Raw genomic sequence first — 19,954 nt, 5'->3', positions numbered from 1 at the left:
ATGATTTTAATCCTATTTTATCCCCGATATCCAGGTATAAAATGGAACGAATATATATATACTAGTACTATTATTTCCGTTTTCATTCACATTTTGCAAAAATTACGCACTTATAACTTTCCATTTTCCTCACCATATAACATATATTGAAAATTTATTAAAAGGATGGGTGCTTCATGAATATTGGAAGTTTTCGCTTACCATTTTTTGAGAAAGAAACTCAAAACGTTATGCACCAAGATCTAGAAGCCTCTGAGATAATCAGTAATTTCTTACTTACCCATATTCCTATTAAAACTAATATACCACTCATTCTCGTTTGTATCGGCACAGATCGCTCTACAGGTGACGCACTCGGCCCATTAGTTGGTACAAAACTTGAACAAATAGACATCCAAAACCTCCAAGTATTCGGTACACTAGATGAGCCAGTACATGCGCTAAATTTAGAAGAGAAAATTCAGAATATACAGAAAGAATATCCTACTGCATTTATAATTGCTGTTGATGCATGTTTAGGAAAGTCCCAAAATATCGGATCAATCACTACTGGAAAGGGACCTAGTAAACCTGGAGCTGCCATGAATAAGAAATTACCTGCAGTTGGTGATTTGCACATACACGGTATCGTCAATCTAAATGGGTTTATGGAGTTTTTCGTTCTTCAAAATACAAGATTAAGTTTAGTCATGAAAATGGCTGATGTAATCGCACAAAGTATAAAAGAGACGGATCAAAAATTATCCGCATTAAAAAAAGCAAACCATCTATAAATAATAAGATGGTTTGCTTTTTAATTTTTCTGTGCTAATAGTTCTAAAATACGATTTAAATCTTCTTTATTAAAAAATTCAATTTCGATTTTACCTTTTTCTTTTTTCGTCTCTTTAATTTTCACATCTGTGCCAAACTTTTCTCTTAAGAACGTTTCACGTTCTACGAAAAATATATTTCGCTCTTTTTTCACTTTTTTTGTTTCACGTGAAACGTGTTGATTAATCTCTTGGACGATTTTCTCTAATTGACGAACATTTAATCCTTCTTTTTCAATGCGTTTCAATAAGGACTTCAATTGTTCTTCATCTTTTATCGTAAGTAAAGTTCTCCCATGCGCCATTGAAAGTTGACCATTTGCAATCATATCTTGTACGAAAGAAGGTAGGCTTAATAACCTAGTATAATTTGCAATGTAAGGTCTGCTTTTACCAAGACGTTTCGCTAATTGTTCTTGCGTTACATTTAGCTCATTCATTAACATCTGGTATGCCATTGCCTCTTCCATAGGATTTAAATCTTCTCGTTGTAAGTTTTCTAACAAAGCAAATTCCATCATTTGCTGTTCAGTTAATTGTCTTACAACCGCAGGTACTTTTTCTAAACCAGCCTCTTTTGCAGCACGAAATCGTCTTTCACCTGCAACAATTTCATATCCTTTAATACTCTTCCTAGCAATTAATGGTTGTAGAATACCGTGTTCCTTAATCGAAATTGCTAATTCCTGAATCGCCTCTTTATTAAAGTGTTTACGCGGTTGATATGGATTCGGCCTTAATTCAGTTACAAGAATCTCCTGAATTGTTTCCTCTTCTTTCACATCTAAATCAGGAAAAAACACATTAATTCCTCTTCCTAATCCTTTAGCCACCTGCAATCACTTCCTCTGCTAAATCTATATATACTTCTGCTCCTCTTGATTTAGCGTCATACTGCATAATAGGTTTCCCATGACTTGGAGCCTCGCTCAAGCGTACATTACGCGGAATAATCGAGCGATATACTTTATCCCTAAAATACTTTTTCACTTCATCTATAACTTGGATCCCTAAATTTGTACGGGCATCCAACATTGTTAACAATACACCTTGAATTGCTAAATTTTTATTTAAATGTTTTTGTACAAGTCGAACTGTATTTAATAGCTGACTTAACCCTTCTAGTGCGTAATATTCACACTGTACAGGAATAATAACAGAATCTGCTGCTGTTAATGCATTAATCGTTAATAACCCTAAAGATGGGGGACAGTCGATAATAATATAGTCATATTCATCACGAACTGGCTGTAATGCTCTTTGCAAACGTACTTCCCGGGAAATAGTCGGTACCAATTCAATTTCAGCACCAGCTAATTGAATTGTAGCGGGTAGAACATCTAAGTTTTCAGTTGCGGTTTTCTGTATAACCCCTTGAACATCTGCATCTTCCACAAGAACGTTGTAAATACATTGATCTAATTCAGATTTTTCAATTCCCACACCAGTCGTTGCATTTCCTTGAGCATCAATATCTACAAGAAGGACTTTTTTACCTACTTGCGCCAATCCAGCCCCTAAATTAACAGATGTTGTTGTTTTTCCAACACCGCCTTTTTGATTAGCAATAGCAATGATTTTTCCCATGATGTCACCTACTTTCAACCTTTCTATCTTATTCTAGTAACAATTACGTTTATTGTAACATGAAATAAAACTTTTTCTTTTACGTCCTTTATTAAACTTCAAAATTTATTTCTAAACTCCTTCTTCATTTAACAAGAAAATATAGTAAAAGAGACCTCTCCAATAGGATAAGGTCTCTAGCACGTCATTATTATTTTTTCTTTGGAATTTTAATTGTAATTTGATAGTACTCATCAAATTCTTCTTCCTCAGAATTAACATTCAAACCACTTTCAGTAACCATTTGTAAAGATTGTCTAATTGTATTCATAGCAATCCTCGTATCTCGACTTACTGCTTTTTGCTTTGCCTTACGCTTCGGTTTCGCTTCCTCTAGTAACTTCGCAATTCGTTCTTCTGTTTGCTTTACATTTAGTTGTTTCTCCACAATTTCCTGTAAAACTTTCAGTTGTAATTCCTCATTTTTTAAAGGAATGAGAGCGCGGGCATGACGTTCTGTAATGCTTTTTTCTAATAATGCACTTTTTATTTCTTCAGGCAACTTTAACAATCGCAACTTATTTGCGATTGTAGATTGTCCTTTTCCAAGTCGTTGTGCCAATGCTTCTTGTGTTAAATTATGTAACTCAATCAGCTTTTGATATGCCACAGCTTCCTCGATTGCCGTTAGTTCCTCACGTTGCAAGTTTTCAATTAAAGCTACAGAAGCTGTCTCTGTATCATTTAAGTTCTTTATAATTGCAGGAACCTTTTCCCAACCTAACTTTGTTGCCGCGCGAAAACGTCTTTCTCCAGCAATAATCTCGTACTTATCATCCTCATATTGCCTTACAACAATCGGCTGAATAAGTCCATGTGTACGAATTGTTAATGCTAGCTCATCAATACGCGCATCATCAAAAACTGTTCTTGGTTGATAACGGTTAGGGGTAATATTTACTATCGGAATTTCTTGTATTTCTTCATATACCTTTTTATCTATCTCTTCATGGCTTTCGTCTTGTAATTCGAATTCGCTCTCTTTATCTCCAAAGCCAAATAAACGAGAAAACGTATTTTTCATACATATTCCACCACCTTTTAGGCCTATTGACTATTCTCCATAAAATGTTTCCTATGAAACATTTACGTTTTCATTTATATAATTTAATCTTACGTCTAATAAGATTTATTTTTCAATAGGTAATTTATTGGGTGTTCCCGGTTTGCGTGGATATTTCTTTGGTGTCTTGCGCTTTTTCTCGATTAATAAAATATTACGTTCACTCTCTTCAAACGGTAATTGGAACGTAGACATCTCTTTTAACTCTCCGCCTAGCACCTCTAAAGCATACTTGCCATTTTCAATTTCTTCGTTTGCTGCTGCACCTTTCATTGCAATGAATGTTCCTCCAACTTTTACAAGCGGTAAACATAGCTCACTTAATACAGAAAGACGCGCAACTGCACGTGCCATTACAATATCGTATGATTCACGTACACCTTCTTTTTTCCCAAACGTTTCAGCACGATCGTGACAAAATGCAACATCACTTAATTCTAACTTTTGTGCTAAGTGATTTAAGAAATTAATACGTTTTTGCAACGAATCTACAATTGTTACTTTTAAATGCGGGAAACAAATTTTTAAAGGAATACTTGGGAATCCAGCCCCTGCACCAACATCGCAAATTGAGAATGGTTTTGAAAAATCATAATAAAAAGCAGCTGTAATGGAATCAAAAAAGTGTTTTAAATATACTTCTTCTTTTTCTGTAATAGCCGTTAAGTTCATTTTTTCATTCCACTCTACTAATGTTTCAAAGTAGATTTTGAACTGCTCTAACTGTCTAGAAGAGAGGGTGATTCCCTTCTCTTCTAGCATAGATTGAAATTGTTCTATGTTCATCTAGCAATATCTCCTTACTATTTATTGGTTCGATACGCGTGCAATTTTTCCTTGTTCTATATACACAAGTAAAATGGAAATATCCGCTGGATTTACGCCAGAAATACGTGAAGCCTGCCCCATTGAAAGTGGACGAACATCTTTCAATTTCTGTCTAGCTTCTGAAGCAATGCTAGAAATCGCATCATAATCAATATCTACAGGGATTTTTTTATTCTCCATTTTCTTCATACGCTCTACTTGCTGTAAAGATTTTTCAATATATCCTTCATACTTAATCTGAATTTCAACTTGTTCTTTAACTTCATCACTTAATTCTACTTCACTTGGTACTAAAAGATGAATATGCTCATATGTCATCTCTGGACGACGTAATAAGTCACTTGCACGTATTCCATCTTTCAATTCACTTCCGCCAATATTGCGAATTAATTCTTGAACTTCAGGACGTGGTTTAATAATAATGCTGCTTAAACGTTCCTTTTCCTGTTCAATTTGTAATTTTTTATTTGTAAATCGCTCATAGCGCTCTTCTTTAATTAATCCAATTTTACGACCAACTTCAGTTAAACGAAGATCAGCATTATCGTGGCGTAATAATAGACGGTATTCTGCACGAGACGTTAATAAACGATATGGTTCATTTGTACCTTTCGTTACAAGATCATCAATTAAGACGCCAATATAAGCATCCTCGCGACCTAAAACAACTTCTTCTTTACCTAAAGAACGGCATGCTGCATTAATTCCAGCCATAAGCCCTTGTCCGGCCGCCTCTTCGTAACCAGAAGTTCCATTAATTTGTCCTGCTGTATATAAATTTTTAATCTTTTTCGTTTCAAGTGTTGGCCATAGTTGTGTTGGCACAATTGCATCATATTCAATTGCATAACCTGTACGCATCATTTCAACATTTTCTAGGCCTGGAATTGTTCTAAGCATGTCACGTTGTACATCTTCTGGTAAGCTTGTGGATAAACCTTGTACATATACTTCTTGTGTATTACGCCCTTCTGGCTCTAAGAAAATTTGATGACGTGGTTTATCATTAAATCTTACTACTTTGTCTTCAATAGAAGGACAGTATCTAGGACCTGTTCCTTTAATCATACCAGAATACATAGCTGAACGATGTAAATTTTCATCTATTAAACGGTGTGTTTCTGTACTTGTATATGTCAACCAACATGGAATTTGATCCATAATAAATTTCGTTGTTTCAAAAGAGAATGCACGTGGCTTATCATCACCTGGTTGAATTTCTGTTTTACTGTAGTCAATTGTATTACTGTTTACACGAGGAGGTGTTCCTGTTTTAAATCTCACAAGATCAAATCCAAGCTCCTCTAAATGCTCAGATAATGTAATAGACGGTTGCTGGTTATTTGGACCACTTGAATATTTTAAGTCGCCCATGATAATCTCGCCGCGTAAAAATGTTCCAGTTGTAATTACAACTGTTTTTGCTGTATATTCTGCACCAGCTTGTGTAACTACCCCTTTACATACACCTTCTTCAACGATTAAACGCTCTACCATTCCTTGGAACAACGTTAAGTTTGGTGTTTCTTCAATTGTTTTCTTTAATTCATGTTGGTAAGAGAATTTATCAGCTTGCGCTCGAAGTGCACGTACGGCTGGTCCCTTACCTGTATTTAGCATACGCATTTGAATATGAGTTTTATCAATATTACGTCCCATTTCTCCGCCTAATGCATCAATTTCACGAACAACAATCCCTTTTGCTGGTCCACCAACAGAAGGGTTACATGGCATGAATGCTACCATATCCAAGTTAATTGTTAACATTAATGTTTTTGAGCCCATTCGTGCTGCCGCAAGACCAGCTTCACATCCTGCATGACCTGCACCGATTACTATGACATCGTATGAACCGGCATTGTATCCCATTGTTTATTCCTCCTAATAATCTCTATCTTTCTACAAATTCACTATATTATTTTCCTAAACAAAATTGAGAGAACAACTGGTCAATTAAGCTTTCATGCACTGTGTCCCCAGTAATTTCACCAAGTATTTCCCACGTTCTTGTTAAATCAATTTGTACCATATCAATTGGTACACCATTTTCAATCGCCTCAACTGCATCACCGATTGTTTTTCCTGCTTGTGTTAATAATCCAATATGTCTCGCATTAGAAACATATGTCATATCTGCAGAATCGATTGTTCCTTCAAAGAATAAATCAGCTATTGCCTTTTCGAGTTCATCTATTCCTTGTTCCTCAATTAAGGATGTTGTAATAACACGATTTCCCGCGGCTAACTCTGTAACACGTTCCATATCAATCGCTTGCGGTAAATCAGTTTTATTCACAATAACAATAAAGTCTTTTCCTTGTACCGCACGGAATAGATCTTCATCCTCATTTGTTAAAGCCTCGCTATAGTTGACAACAACTAATACTAAATCCGCTTGGCTCATCATTTCTTTTGAACGTTCCACACCAATTCGTTCAACAACATCTTCTGTCTCCCGAATACCGGCTGTATCTATAAGTTTAAGAGGTACACCACGCACGTTAACGTACTCTTCAATAACATCACGAGTTGTTCCTGCAATATCAGTTACAATTGCCTTTTTCTCCTGAACAAGACTATTTAATAACGATGATTTCCCAACGTTGGGTCTACCGATAATTGCTGTAGCAATACCCTCACGTAAAATTTTCCCTTGTTTTGATGTTTCTAATATTTTTTCGATTTCCGAACGAACATGTGTCGCTTTCTCAATTAAAATATTATGTGTCATCTCTTCTACATCATCGTATTCTGGATAATCTATATTTACCTCAACATGAGCTAATGTTTCTAATATTTCTTGACGCAAAAGACCAATTAATTTAGATAATCGCCCTTCCATTTGATTAATTGCTACATTCATCGCACGATCTGTTTTTGCTCGAATCAAATCCATAACAGCTTCTGCTTGTGATAAATCGATACGTCCATTTAAAAAAGCACGTTTTGTAAATTCGCCCGGTTCTGCCAATCGTACTCCTTGTGCTAGAATAAGTTGCAATACTTTATTTACTGAAACAAGTCCACCGTGACAGTTAATTTCCACTATATTTTCACGTGTAAAAGTCCTTGGTGCGCGCATAATAGACACCATAACTTCTTCAATAACTTGATTTGTATCTAAATCAACAATATGACCATAATGAATAGTGTGAGAAGGAACCTCTGTTAAATCCTTCCCCTTAAAAATACGATTAACTTTCTCAACCGCATCATCCCCACTTACTCGAACAATGGCAATTGCACCCTCTCCAAGCGCTGTGGAAATCGCAGCAATTGTATCAAATTCCATGTCCTTTCACCTCACTTGCTTATTTATCTCTATTTCAACATGATTATTTCTTTCACTAAATTATTAGGATACCATAACGAACCTATCTACAAAAGAAGAATAACTCATTTTATTATATCCCCATGTAAAAAACACTAAACTTATTCACAGTGGATAAGTTTAGTGTTTTTTAGTTATCCACATCTATTTTCCGCTCAAAAAAACCGGCACTCATTTGAGCAACCGGTCATTTAGGAGATATTACAACATGCCGATGTGGTTCATTTCCTTCAGAAGTTGTATTGATACCTTGATGATTTGATAATGCCTGATGAATAATTTTTCGTTCAAAAGATGGCATCGGTTCTAAAATAACTCTTTTTTTCGTATTAAATACTTGTTTCGCTAATCGATAAGAAAGTGATTCTAACGTACTTTTTCTTTTACTACGATAATTTTCAGCATCTATTGTAATACCGATATACTGCTTCGTGTTACGATTTGCGACAAGTTTTGTTAAATACTGTAAAGAGTTCAATGTATTACCTCTTTTTCCAATTAAAACTCCTACATCATCACCAGAAATTGTAAATTCGATCTCGCGTCCTTTTACAATTTTACTAATTTCAACTTCCACACCCATATTGTGAATAACATTTCTTAAATATTCTTCACATTCTTGAATTGGATCTTTCTTCAATACAACTTCTACTACTGCAGGACGATTCCCAAATAAACCTAAGAACCCTCTTTTACCCTCATCGACAATATTTATATCTACTCGATCTTTTGATGTGTTTAATTGCCTTAAAGCATCCTCTACTGCCAGCTCGACTGTTTGTCCTTTAGCAGTAATTATACTCACTTGCTTGAGCCTCCAGCTTTGTTAGCCTTAATCTCTGGCCCTTTGATAAAGTACATTTGAGCAATACCAAAGATATTACCAACAACCCAGTAAAGTGATAATGCGGCTGGGAAGTTAATTGCAAAGATTAAAATCATAATCGGCATAAGCCAAAGCATCATTGCCATTTGCGGATTTTGACCAGCTGTTCCTGCCATTGCAAGCTTTTGCTGAATAAATGTCGTAATTGCCGCAACAACTGGTAAGATATAGAACGGATCTGCCTGTCCTAAATCAAACCATAAAAATGTATGTTCACTAATTGCTGTTGTTCTCATAATCGCATGATAAAACGCGAATAAAATAGGCATCTGAACAAATATCGGTAAACATCCTGCCAATGGATTTACACCATTCTTTTGATATAACTGCATCATTTCTTGTTGTAGTTTTTGCTGTGTTGCTTGATCTTTAGAACTATATTTCTCTTTTAACTTCACCATTTCTGGTTGTAACGCTTGCATTGCCTTTGTACTCTTCGTTTGTTTAATCATTAATGGTAATAATGCAAAACGAATGATAAGAGTTGTAATAACAATTGCTAAACCGTAATTACTGTTAAATAAGTCGGCAAAATACGTGATTAACTGAGAAAGCGGATATACGAAATATTCATTCCAAATCCCAGTACTTTTCGATGTAATCGGCTGACCCGTTTCACTACAACCGGTGGCAATCGCCATTAATGCAACGACCATGGCTAGTAAACCTAATTTCTTTTTCAAAGCCTACTCCTCCTTGTATCGGTATGTATATAGTGTAATTCATTTCCTTACGCTACCTTTTTATTCTTTTCATACCAGAGCGTTTAAAGACATGAATTAAGCTTTTCTTTACTTCTTCATATGTCATCTCTGCACAAGGCTTCCTTGCTATTATAACAAAATCTTTCCCAGAATCTATCTCATCTTTTAACTCTGTAATAGCCTGACGGACCATGCGCTTAATTCGATTACGAACTACTGCATTTCCAATTTTCTTGCTAACAGAAAGGCCGATGCGAAAGTTTGGCTGTTCTTCTTTATCTAATTGGTATACAACAAACTGACGATTCGCATTTGATTTTCCTTTTTGAAAAACCGCCTGGAATTCATCATTCTTCTTTATACGATGTTTTTTCTTCATATCAATTGACACTCCTGTATTTCATCAGCGGAAATTCACTATTATTAGAAAAAAAGACCACTGAACGATCAGTGGTCTACGCAGATAATACTTTTCTTCCTTTACGACGACGAGCTGCTAGCACTTTACGTCCGTTCGCTGTGCTCATACGGCTGCGGAAACCATGTACTTTGCTGCGCTTACGTTTATTTGGTTGGTAAGTTCTTTTCATTATATGACACCTCCCTGAGGAATATCTGTTAAAGACAGTCCTATAAATTATAGTTAATCAACTAGGAAAATGTCAATGGTTCTAGAAATTTTCATCAAATATTCATTTTGAACCTATTCACATACTTTTACACAGCACCTATATTTCCTTGTGGATAAATGTTTTTTCACGTTTTTTATATCCACAAACTTTTTTCGCACTTTTACACAGTATATCGTGTTGTGGACAAGTTTATTCCACAAGGTATTGATTTTGTGGATAACTTTCTTAAATTCATTGCTATAGCCACTTTTTTTTGATATTATAGTTGTGTTTTCACTTTGAATAAGTTTTCCACACCTTTATTTTATCCACAGTTTGTGTATAACATGTGGACAGTTTTAATCACATGTGGGTAAATAGTTGTCCACATTTGCTTTTTTTGTCGAAAACCCTATCTCATATACAAACGACGTTTTTAGGTTTTAAAATACGTTTCGTATAAATATACATTTTATATTTATTGGGTTGTACATTTGTTGCGCAACCTTATTCTTTTACCATCTTAGTAAAGGAGGGACACCTTTGGAAAATATCTCTGATTTATGGAATAGTGCCTTAAAAGAATTAGAAAAAAAGGTAAGCAAGCCTAGTTATGAGACATGGTTAAAATCAACAACGGCTCATAACTTGAAGAAAGACGTATTAACGATTACAGCTCCAAATGAATTTGCTCGTGACTGGCTAGAATCTCATTACTCCGAACTAATTTCAGAAACACTATACGATTTAACAGGGGCAAAATTAGCAATTCGCTTTATTATTCCTCAAAGTCAAGCTGAAGAGGATATTGATCTGCCTCCAGTTAAGCCGAATCCAGCACAAGATGATTCAGCTCATTTACCACAGAGCATGTTAAATCCAAAATATACATTTGATACATTTGTTATCGGCTCTGGTAACCGTTTTGCCCATGCAGCTTCATTAGCTGTAGCCGAGGCGCCAGCTAAAGCGTATAACCCACTCTTTATTTACGGGGGAGTTGGGCTTGGAAAGACGCATTTAATGCACGCAATTGGTCATTATGTAATTGAACATAATCCAAATGCAAAAGTTGTATATTTATCATCAGAAAAATTTACAAATGAATTTATTAACTCTATTCGTGATAATAAGGCTGTTGATTTTCGTAATAAATATCGCAACGTAGATGTTTTATTGATAGATGATATTCAATTTCTTGCTGGAAAAGAACAAACTCAAGAAGAGTTTTTCCATACATTTAATGCATTACACGAAGAAAGTAAACAAATTGTAATTTCTAGTGATCGACCACCAAAAGAGATTCCGACTTTAGAAGATCGTCTTCGTTCCCGCTTTGAATGGGGGCTTATTACAGATATTACGCCGCCAGATTTAGAGACACGAATTGCGATTTTACGCAAAAAAGCAAAAGCTGAAGGGCTTGATATACCAAATGAAGTTATGCTTTATATCGCAAATCAAATTGATTCAAATATTCGTGAATTAGAAGGTGCACTTATCCGAGTTGTAGCTTATTCATCTTTAATTAATAAAGATATTAATGCTGATTTAGCAGCTGAAGCACTTAAAGATATTATTCCAAATTCTAAGCCAAAAATTATCTCTATTTATGATATTCAAAAAGCTGTCGGGGATGTTTATCAAGTGAAATTAGAAGATTTTAAAGCGAAAAAACGTACCAAATCAGTTGCGTTTCCTCGCCAAATTGCAATGTATTTATCGCGCGAGCTTACAGATTCCTCTTTACCAAAAATAGGTGAAGAATTTGGTGGACGTGATCATACAACAGTTATCCATGCCCATGAAAAAATCTCTAAACTACTAAAAACCGATACGCAATTACAAAAGCAAGTTGAAGAAATTAATGGTATTTTAAAGTAGTAGCTGAATAGTGTGAATAACTTACCTTGTTTTACGCACAGTCTATCCACATGTAGATAGACTGTTTTTACATCCTTTATAGGGGTTATCCACATATCCACAAGCCCTATTACTATTACTACTATTTTTTATCTTTATTAATTAAATAAAATCTTATACTTACCGGAGGTTTTTCTTTATGCGTTTTACAATACAAAAAGACTATCTTGTAAGAGGTGTACAAGATGTAATGAAGGCAGTTTCTTCTCGTACAACAATCCCCATCCTTACGGGAATTAAAGTTGTAGCTACTGAAGAAGGGGTTACATTAACAGGAAGCGATGCTGATATTTCTATTGAATCTTTTATTCCAGTCGAAGAAGATGGAAAAGAAATCGTAGAAATTGCTCAATCAGGAAGCATTGTTTTACAGGCAAAATATTTTAGTGAGATTGTAAAAAAACTACCTAAAGACACTGTCGAAATTTCTGTAGAAAATCATTTTATGACAAAAATAAAATCTGGAAAATCAGAGTTTAACTTAAATGGTTTAGATTCTGCAGAATATCCGTTATTGCCACAGATTGAAGAACATCATGTATTTAAGATACCAACAGATTTACTTAAGCATATGATCAGACAAACTGTATTTGCAGTTTCTACTTCTGAAACAAGACCGATCTTGACAGGTGTAAACTGGAAGGTATATAACAGCGAGTTAACTTGTATTGCAACAGATAGTCATAGACTGGCACTTCGAAAAGCAAAAATTGAAGGACATAACATTGCAGATGAATTCCAAGCTAATGTTGTTATTCCAGGTAAGAGCTTAAATGAATTAAGTAAAATTTTAGATGAGTCTGAAGAAATGGTAGATATCGTTATTACGGAGTATCAAGTATTATTCCGTACAAAACATTTATTATTCTTCTCAAGATTGTTAGAAGGAAATTATCCTGATACGACACGTTTAATTCCAGCAGAGAGTAAAACGGATATTTTTGTAAATACAAAAGAATTCCTACAAGCAATTGATCGTGCTTCACTATTAGCAAGAGATGGCCGCAATAACGTTGTTAAATTATCAACTTTAGAGCAAGAAATGCTAGAGATTTCTTCGAATTCACCAGAAATCGGAAAAGTTGTCGAAGAAGTACAATGCGAAAAAGTAGATGGAGAAGAGTTAAAAATATCTTTTAGTGCAAAATATATGATGGATGCATTAAAAGCTTTGGATAGTACAGAGATTAAAGTTAGCTTTACTGGGGCAATGAGACCGTTCTTAATTCGTACAGTAAATGATGATTCAATTATTCAATTAATTTTACCGGTTCGTACTTACTAGGTAAGGAATAAGGGTTGCTAGTTTAAAGATGCTAGTGGCCCTTATTTGATTTTTGGGTATTACTTTCCTAATGCTAGTTTATTTAGTACAATGAAAGAATGAACACTTTCAGAAAGTGAGCGATTTTATGAAACGTATTAAAATTTCAACAGAGTATATTACACTAGGACAATTTTTAAAGTTAGCTGATGTAATTGATACAGGTGGCGCTGTAAAATGGTTTTTACAAGAATATGAAGTGTACGTGAACAACGAACTTGAAAATAGAAGAGGTCGCAAACTATATGCGAATGATGTTATTGAAATTCCAGGAAGCGGAACTTTCCAAGTTCAGGCATAAAGGGGGAGCCCTTTGTTTATTTCAGAAATACAATTAAAAAACTATCGCAATTATGAAAAATTAGAGCTTTCCTTTGAAGATAAGGTAAATGTAATTATCGGCGAAAATGCACAAGGGAAAACAAATTTGATGGAAGCTATTTATGTTTTAGCGATGGCGAAATCTCATAGAACCTCTAATGATCGCGAACTTATCCGCTGGGATGAAGATTTTGGTCAAATAAAGGGGAAATTACAAAAAAGAAACAATTCTTTGTCTTTGGAATTAAATATTTCGAAAAAAGGTAAAAAGGCAAAATTAAATCAACTTGAACAACAAAAGTTAAGTCAATATATTGGCGTGATGAACGTTGTCATGTTTGCCCCAGAAGATTTAAATCTTGTAAAAGGAAGCCCTCAAGTAAGAAGACGCTTTTTAGATATGGAATTAGGACAAATAGCTCCTGTATATTTGTATGAATTAAGTCAATATCAAAAGGTGCTCACGCAACGAAATCACTTGTTGAAAAAAATGCAAGGGAATAGTAAGAATGAGGAAACGATGTTGGATGTATTTACACTTCAACTAATTGAGCATGGTGCGAAAATACTGCAAAAACGTTTTGAATTTTTGCATTTGCTACAGGAATGGGCAGCTCCAATTCATCGAGGTATAAGCCGTGGATTAGAAGAGTTAGAAATTGTCTATAAACCAAGTGTAGATGTATCAGAATCAATGGATTTGTCGAAAATAAAAGAAGTATACTATGAAAGTTTTCAATCTGTGAAACAACGTGAAATTTTCCGTGGTACGACTTTAATTGGTCCTCATCGTGACGATTTACAATTCTTCGTTAATAGTAAAAATGTTCAAGTCTTTGGTTCGCAAGGACAACAACGAACGACCGCACTATCCCTAAAATTAGCTGAAATTGAATTGATTTATTCAGAGGTTAAAGAATATCCAATCCTTTTGTTGGATGATGTTTTATCAGAATTAGATGATTATCGTCAATCACATCTTTTAAATACAATTCAAGGAAAAGTGCAAACATTTGTTACAACGACGAGTGTCGACGGAATTGAACACGAAACATTAAAAGAAGCGAAAACAATTCATGTAACGAACGGCACTGTAGATTGTGAAATAGATAGGGAATAACCCCTGTTTAAATGGAAAAGTAGGTGATCTTTGTGTCAATGGAACAAAAGCAAATGCAAGAAAATGCATATGATGAAAGTCAGATACAGGTGCTTGAAGGACTAGAGGCAGTTCGGAAACGCCCTGGTATGTATATTGGATCTACAAGTGGAAAAGGGCTTCACCATCTTGTGTGGGAAATCGTAGATAATAGTATTGATGAAGCACTTGCAGGTTATTGTGATGAAATTAATGTTAGTATCGAAGAAGATAATAGTATTCGTGTAACGGATAATGGGCGTGGTATTCCGGTTGGTATACAAGAAAAAATGGGACGTCCAGCTGTAGAAGTTATTATGACTGTTCTCCACGCCGGTGGTAAATTTGGCGGTGGCGGTTATAAAGTTTCTGGTGGTTTACATGGTGTTGGGGCATCGGTTGTAAATGCTCTATCAACAGAATTAGAAGTATTTGTACATCGTGAAGGTAAAATCCATTACCAAAAATACGAAAGAGGTATTCCGGTTGCGGATTTAAAAGTCATTGGTGACACAGATCAAACAGGAACAATAACTCGATTTAAACCAGATCCGGAAATTTTCCAAGAAACAACAGTATACGATTTTGATACGCTAGCAACTCGTATGCGTGAATTAGCGTTTTTAAATCGCAATATTAAATTAACAATTGAAGATAAACGTGAACATAAGCAAAAGAAAGAATTCCATTACGAAGGTGGAATTAAATCATATGTTGAGCATTTAAATCGCTCAAAACAACCGATTCATGAAGAGCCTGTGTACGTAGAAGGTTCAAAAGATGGTATTCAGGTTGAGGTTTCTCTTCAATATAACGAGGGATACACAAATAATATTTACTCATTTACGAATAACATCCATACGTATGAAGGTGGTACACATGAGGTAGGTTTTAAAACAGCTTTAACTCGTGTAATCAACGACTATGGTCGTAAAAATAGCATTTTAAAAGATGCGGACAGTAATTTAACTGGTGAGGATGTTCGTGAAGGTTTAACAGCAATTGTATCAATCAAGCATCCAAATCCACAATTTGAAGGACAAACGAAGACAAAACTTGGGAATAGTGAAGCGAGAACAATTACAGAGTCTGTATTCTCAGAGGCGTTTGAAAAGTTCTTACTAGAAAATCCTAATGTAGCGCGAAAAATTGTAGAAAAAGGTACGATGGCTGCACGTGCACGTGTAGCTGCGAAAAAAGCGCGTGAATTGACACGTCGAAAGAGTGCGTTAGAAGTTTCAAGTTTACCTGGTAAATTAGCTGATTGCTCTTCGAAAGATCCAGCAATTAGTGAAATTTACATCGTAGAGGGTGACTCTGCGGGTGGATCTGCAAAACAAGGACGCGATCGTCATTTCCAAGCAATTTTACCGCTGAAGGGTAAAATTATTAATGTGGAAAAGGCACGCTTAGATAAGATTTTATCAAATGATGAAGTTCGTACAATTATTACGGCGATTGGTACAAATATTGGTGGAGACTTCGATATTGAAAAAGCACGCTATCATAAGGTTATTATTATGACCGATGCCGATGTTGATGGTGCACATATTCGTACCCTATTATTAACGTTCTTCTATCGTTATATGCGTCAAATAATTGAGTGTGGTTATATCTATATTGCACAGCCGCCGTTGTTTAAAATACAACAAGGTAAAAAAATTCAATATGCTTACAACGATAAGGAACTTGAAAAAATCTTAGCAGAATTACCGGCCCAACCTAAGCCAGGGATTCAGCGTTATAAAGGTCTAGGGGAAATGAATCCAACTCAGCTATGGGAGACGACAATGGATCCAGAAGTACGTTCATTACTTCAAGTTTCCCTTCAAGATGCAATTGAAGCAGACGAAACATTTGAAATTTTAATGGGAGATAAAGTAGAGCCGCGTCGTAACTTTATCCAAGAGAATGCAAAATACGTGAAGAACCTTGATATTTAAATGAGTAATGACAGGAATCTAAGTATTCCTGTCTTCTACATATAAATCAATGTATGTGTAACGGAAATGTAAGAGGAGGTGCTCGTTGATGTCAGACAATCAACAACAAGCACGAATTCGAGAAATTAATATTAGTCATGAAATGCGTACCTCATTTTTAGATTACGCAATGAGTGTTATCGTATCTCGTGCATTACCAGATGTTCGTGATGGATTAAAACCTGTGCATCGTAGGGTTTTATATGCGATGAATGATTTAGGAATTACAGCTGATAAAGCGTATAAGAAATCAGCACGTATTGTCGGTGAAGTAATCGGTAAGTATCACCCTCATGGTGATTCAGCCGTTTATGAAACAATGGTACGTATGGCGCAAGATTTTAGTCAACGTTATATGCTTGTAGATGGGCATGGTAACTTCGGTTCTGTAGATGGAGATTCAGCAGCTGCAATGCGTTATACAGAGGCAAGAATGTCTAAGATTTCTATGGAATTAATACGTGATATTTCAAAAAATACAATTGATTATCAAGATAACTATGATGGTTCCGAAAGAGAACCGATAGTACTACCAGCGCGTTTCCCTAATTTATTAGTAAACGGTACAACAGGTATTGCTGTTGGTATGGCAACAAATATACCGCCGCATCAGCTTGGCGAAGTAATTGATGGTGTGTTGGCATTAAGTCATAATCCTGATATTACTATCGCGGAATTAATGGAATATATTCCCGGTCCAGACTTTCCGACGGCAGGTTTAATTTTAGGAAGAAGTGGAATTCGAAGAGCTTATGAAACAGGTCGCGGTTCCATTATGCTTCGTGCTAAGGTTGAAATTGAAGAGAAGTCAAACGGTAAACAATCTATTATCGTAACTGAACTACCTTATCAAGTTAATAAGGCACGATTAATTGAAAAAATCGCAGAATTAGTTCGCGATAAGAAAATTGAAGGTATTACAGATTTACGTGATGAATCAGATCGTAATGGTATGCGTATTGTCATGGAAGTACGTCGTGATGCTAATGCAAACGTACTATTAAACAATCTATATAAACATACAGCGCTTCAAACAAGTTTCGGTATTAATATGTTGTCTCTTGTAAATGGGGAGCCACAAGTACTAAATTTAAAACAAAATCTATATCATTATTTAGAGCATCAGAAGGTAGTAATTCGTAGACGTACTGCTTATGAATTAGAAAAAGCAGAAGCACGTGCTCATATTTTAGAAGGATTACGAATTGCTTTAGATCATCTTGATGAAGTTATTACGTTAATTCGTAGTTCAAAAACGGCAGATATTGCCAAGCAAGGCTTAATGGAACGTTTTGGTTTAAGTGAGAAACAGGCGCAAGCAATTTTAGATATGCGTCTGCAACGCTTAACTGGATTAGAACGTGAAAAAATTGAGCAAGAATATCAAGACTTAATGAAGTTAATTGCTGAATTAAAAGCGATTTTAGCAGATGAAGAAAAAGTTCTTGAGATTATTCGTGAAGAATTAACAGAAGTAAAAGAGCGTTTCAATGATAAGAGACGAACAGAAATTACAATTGGCGGTATGGAATTTATTGAAGATGAAGATTTAATTCCTGAACAAAACATTGCGATTACGTTAACTCATAACGGTTATATTAAGAGGTTACCAGCTTCTACGTACAAAACACAGAACCGTGGGGGACGTGGTGTGCAAGGAATGGGTACGAATGATGATGACTTTGTTGAACATTTATTAACAACGTCTACTCATGATCATATTTTATTCTTTACAAACAAGGGTAAAGTATACCGTACGAAAGGATATGAAATTCCAGAGTATAGTCGTACTGCAAAAGGACTACCAATTATTAACCTATTAGGGGTAGATAAGGGTGAGTGGATTAACGCTATTATTCCGATTCGTGAATTTGGTGACGATCAGTTCTTATTCTTTACGACAAAACAAGGGGTTTCTAAGAGAACGCCACTTTCATCATTTGCAAATATACGTACAAATGGTTTAATTGCAATTTCTCTTCGTGAAGAGGATGAGGTAATATCTGTACGTTTAACATCGGGTGATAAGGATATTATTGTCGGGACAAGTAACGGTATGCTAATTCGTTTCAATGAACAAGATGTTCGTTCTATGGGACGTAATGCTGCAGGTGTTAAAGCTATTACGTTGGGCGATGAAGACCAAGTTGTAGGTATGGAAATTGTCGAAGAGGATGTAAATGTTCTAATTGTAACGAAAAATGGTTACGGAAAGCGTACACCAATTGATGAATACCGTCTGCAAAGTCGCGGTGGTAAAGGTCTGAAAACTTGTAACATTACAGATAAGAACGGTAAATTAGTAGCTGTTAAATCTGTTACAGGTGAAGAAGATATTATGTTAATTACAGCGGCAGGCGTTATTATTCGTATGCCAGTTGATCAAATCTCTCAAATGGGACGTAATACACAAGGTGTTCGTCTAATTCGATTAGAGGAAGACCAAGAGGTAGCGACGGTAGCAAAAGCACAAAAAGATGAAGAGGAAGAAACGAGTGAAGAGGTTTCTTCAGAAGAATAAGAGAGGGGATTTTCCCTCTCTTTATTTTTTTATAATAATACTTGCATAGGGAAAAGAAAGCCTATATAATAGGCAGAGTCAGCAAATGAGAGATATAACTTATCGAAAAAACTTGTTGACGAAAATAATATACTATGATATATTATAAAAGTCGCTGAAACGCGATGTTGAACTTTGAAAACTAAACGAAACAAACAACGTGAAACGTCAATTTTTATTTTAGATGCTAGACAAACTAACTTTATTGGAGAGTTTGATCCTGGCTCAGGATGAACGCTGGCGGCGTGCCTAATACATGCAAGTCGAGCGAATGGATTAAGAGCTTGCTCTTATGAAGTTAGCGGCGGACGGGTGAGTAACACGTGGGTAACCTGCCCATAAGACTGGGATAACTCCGGGAAACCGGGGCTAATACCGGATAATATTTTGAACTGCATGGTTCGAAATTGAAAGGCGGCTTCGGCTGTCACTTATGGATGGACCCGCGTCGCATTAGCTAGTTGGTGAGGTAACGGCTCACCAAGGCAACGATGCGTAGCCGACCTGAGAGGGTGATCGGCCACACTGGGACTGAGACACGGCCCAGACTCCTACGGGAGGCAGCAGTAGGGAATCTTCCGCAATGGACGAAAGTCTGACGGAGCAACGCCGCGTGAGTGATGAAGGCTTTCGGGTCGTAAAACTCTGTTATTAGGGAAGAACAAGTGCTAGTTGAATAAGCTGGCACCTTGACGGTACCTAACCAGAAAGCCACGGCTAACTACGTGCCAGCAGCCGCGGTAATACGTAGGTGGCAAGCGTTATCCGGAATTATTGGGCGTAAAGCGCGCGCAGGTGGTTTCTTAAGTCTGATGTGAAAGCCCACGGCTCAACCGTGGAGGGTC

At 35.9% G+C, this 19,954-nt stretch carries 17 protein-coding genes and 1 rRNA gene; 8 read left to right on the top strand and 10 right to left on the bottom strand.

Annotated elements, in window-relative coordinates:
• Positions 1 to 176 precede the first annotated feature (176 nt).
• The gene (gene yyaC / locus HMPREF1014_RS20760) at positions 177 to 773 is read left to right on the top strand and encodes a spore protease YyaC (protein ID WP_001020715.1); all 597 of its coding nucleotides are present in this window, start codon (positions 177 to 179) and stop codon (positions 771 to 773) included.
• A 20-nt stretch (positions 774 to 793) separates the two neighbouring features.
• Here yyaC and spo0J read toward each other — a convergent pair whose 3' ends face one another.
• The 10 genes from spo0J to rpmH form a co-directional block, all read right to left on the bottom strand.
• Positions 794 to 1,645, bottom strand: a complete 852-nt coding sequence (gene spo0J / locus HMPREF1014_RS20755; protein ID WP_001051832.1) for a stage 0 sporulation protein Spo0J — start codon at positions 1,643 to 1,645, stop codon at positions 794 to 796.
• Complete coding sequence (gene soj, locus HMPREF1014_RS20750) at positions 1,638 to 2,399, bottom strand: sporulation initiation inhibitor protein Soj (protein ID WP_000516114.1); 762 nt, start codon at positions 2,397 to 2,399, stop codon at positions 1,638 to 1,640. The genes spo0J and soj overlap by 8 nt, the downstream gene beginning before the upstream one ends.
• A 190-nt stretch (positions 2,400 to 2,589) precedes the next feature.
• Complete coding sequence (gene noc / locus HMPREF1014_RS20745; RefSeq protein ID WP_000799016.1) at positions 2,590 to 3,462, bottom strand: nucleoid occlusion protein; 873 nt, start codon at positions 3,460 to 3,462, stop codon at positions 2,590 to 2,592.
• 105 nt (positions 3,463 to 3,567) lie between these two features.
• Positions 3,568 to 4,287, bottom strand: a complete 720-nt coding sequence (gene rsmG, locus HMPREF1014_RS20740; RefSeq protein ID WP_001019628.1) for a 16S rRNA (guanine(527)-N(7))-methyltransferase RsmG — start codon at positions 4,285 to 4,287, stop codon at positions 3,568 to 3,570.
• A 21-nt stretch (positions 4,288 to 4,308) separates the two neighbouring features.
• Positions 4,309 to 6,198 (bottom strand): tRNA uridine-5-carboxymethylaminomethyl(34) synthesis enzyme MnmG, encoded by a 1,890-nt coding sequence (mnmG, locus tag HMPREF1014_RS20735; protein WP_000541055.1) that lies wholly within the window; start codon positions 6,196 to 6,198, stop codon positions 4,309 to 4,311.
• 46 nt (positions 6,199 to 6,244) lie between these two features.
• Positions 6,245 to 7,621, bottom strand: a complete 1,377-nt coding sequence (gene mnmE, locus HMPREF1014_RS20730; RefSeq protein ID WP_000393769.1) for a tRNA uridine-5-carboxymethylaminomethyl(34) synthesis GTPase MnmE — start codon at positions 7,619 to 7,621, stop codon at positions 6,245 to 6,247.
• 226 nt (positions 7,622 to 7,847) lie between these two features.
• A complete protein-coding gene (gene jag / locus HMPREF1014_RS20725) occupies positions 7,848 to 8,465 on the bottom strand; it encodes an RNA-binding cell elongation regulator Jag/EloR (protein ID WP_000022794.1) in 618 nt (205 codons plus the stop codon).
• Positions 8,462 to 9,229 (bottom strand): YidC family membrane integrase SpoIIIJ, encoded by a 768-nt coding sequence (gene spoIIIJ / locus HMPREF1014_RS20720; RefSeq protein WP_000727740.1) that lies wholly within the window; start codon positions 9,227 to 9,229, stop codon positions 8,462 to 8,464. Before spoIIIJ ends, jag begins: the two co-directional genes overlap by 4 nt.
• 52 nt (positions 9,230 to 9,281) lie before the next feature.
• Positions 9,282 to 9,629: a ribonuclease P protein component gene (rnpA, locus tag HMPREF1014_RS20715; RefSeq protein ID WP_000726622.1), complete on the bottom strand. Its 348-nt coding sequence runs from the start codon at positions 9,627 to 9,629 to the stop codon at positions 9,282 to 9,284.
• Positions 9,630 to 9,705: 76 nt separating this feature from the next.
• Positions 9,706 to 9,840 (bottom strand): 50S ribosomal protein L34, encoded by a 135-nt coding sequence (gene rpmH, locus HMPREF1014_RS20710; protein ID WP_000831901.1) that lies wholly within the window; start codon positions 9,838 to 9,840, stop codon positions 9,706 to 9,708.
• A 564-nt stretch (positions 9,841 to 10,404) separates the two neighbouring features.
• On the opposite strand from rpmH, the gene dnaA reads away from it, so the two are divergent.
• The 7 genes from dnaA to HMPREF1014_RS20675 all read left to right on the top strand — a co-directional run.
• Complete coding sequence (gene dnaA / locus HMPREF1014_RS20705) at positions 10,405 to 11,745, top strand: chromosomal replication initiator protein DnaA (protein WP_000428017.1); 1,341 nt, start codon at positions 10,405 to 10,407, stop codon at positions 11,743 to 11,745.
• 178 nt (positions 11,746 to 11,923) lie between these two features.
• On the top strand, positions 11,924 to 13,069 hold the full coding sequence (gene dnaN / locus HMPREF1014_RS20700) for a DNA polymerase III subunit beta (protein ID WP_001212884.1): 1,146 nt from the start codon (positions 11,924 to 11,926) through the stop codon (positions 13,067 to 13,069).
• Positions 13,070 to 13,196: 127 nt separating this feature from the next.
• A complete protein-coding gene (gene rlbA, locus HMPREF1014_RS20695; RefSeq protein ID WP_000821364.1) occupies positions 13,197 to 13,409 on the top strand; it encodes a ribosome maturation protein RlbA in 213 nt (70 codons plus the stop codon).
• 12 nt (positions 13,410 to 13,421) lie between these two features.
• On the top strand, positions 13,422 to 14,549 hold the full coding sequence (recF, locus tag HMPREF1014_RS20690) for a DNA replication/repair protein RecF (protein ID WP_000470740.1): 1,128 nt from the start codon (positions 13,422 to 13,424) through the stop codon (positions 14,547 to 14,549).
• Between the two features lie 38 nt (positions 14,550 to 14,587).
• Complete coding sequence (gyrB, locus tag HMPREF1014_RS20685; protein WP_000435982.1) at positions 14,588 to 16,510, top strand: DNA topoisomerase (ATP-hydrolyzing) subunit B; 1,923 nt, start codon at positions 14,588 to 14,590, stop codon at positions 16,508 to 16,510.
• Positions 16,511 to 16,598: 88 nt separating this feature from the next.
• On the top strand, positions 16,599 to 19,070 hold the full coding sequence (gyrA, locus tag HMPREF1014_RS20680) for a DNA gyrase subunit A (RefSeq protein ID WP_001282864.1): 2,472 nt from the start codon (positions 16,599 to 16,601) through the stop codon (positions 19,068 to 19,070).
• Between the two features lie 241 nt (positions 19,071 to 19,311).
• Positions 19,312 to 19,954: ribosomal RNA gene (locus tag HMPREF1014_RS20675) — 16S ribosomal RNA — on the top strand; the annotation flags it as partial.

The sequence above is a fragment of the Bacillus sp. 7_6_55CFAA_CT2 genome (genome assembly GCF_000238655.1).
GTDB lineage: Bacteria > Bacillota > Bacilli > Bacillales > Bacillaceae_G > Bacillus_A > Bacillus_A cereus.
Note: the sequence above shows the minus strand (reverse complement) of the source record. Positions and strands in the feature narration are given on the sequence as shown.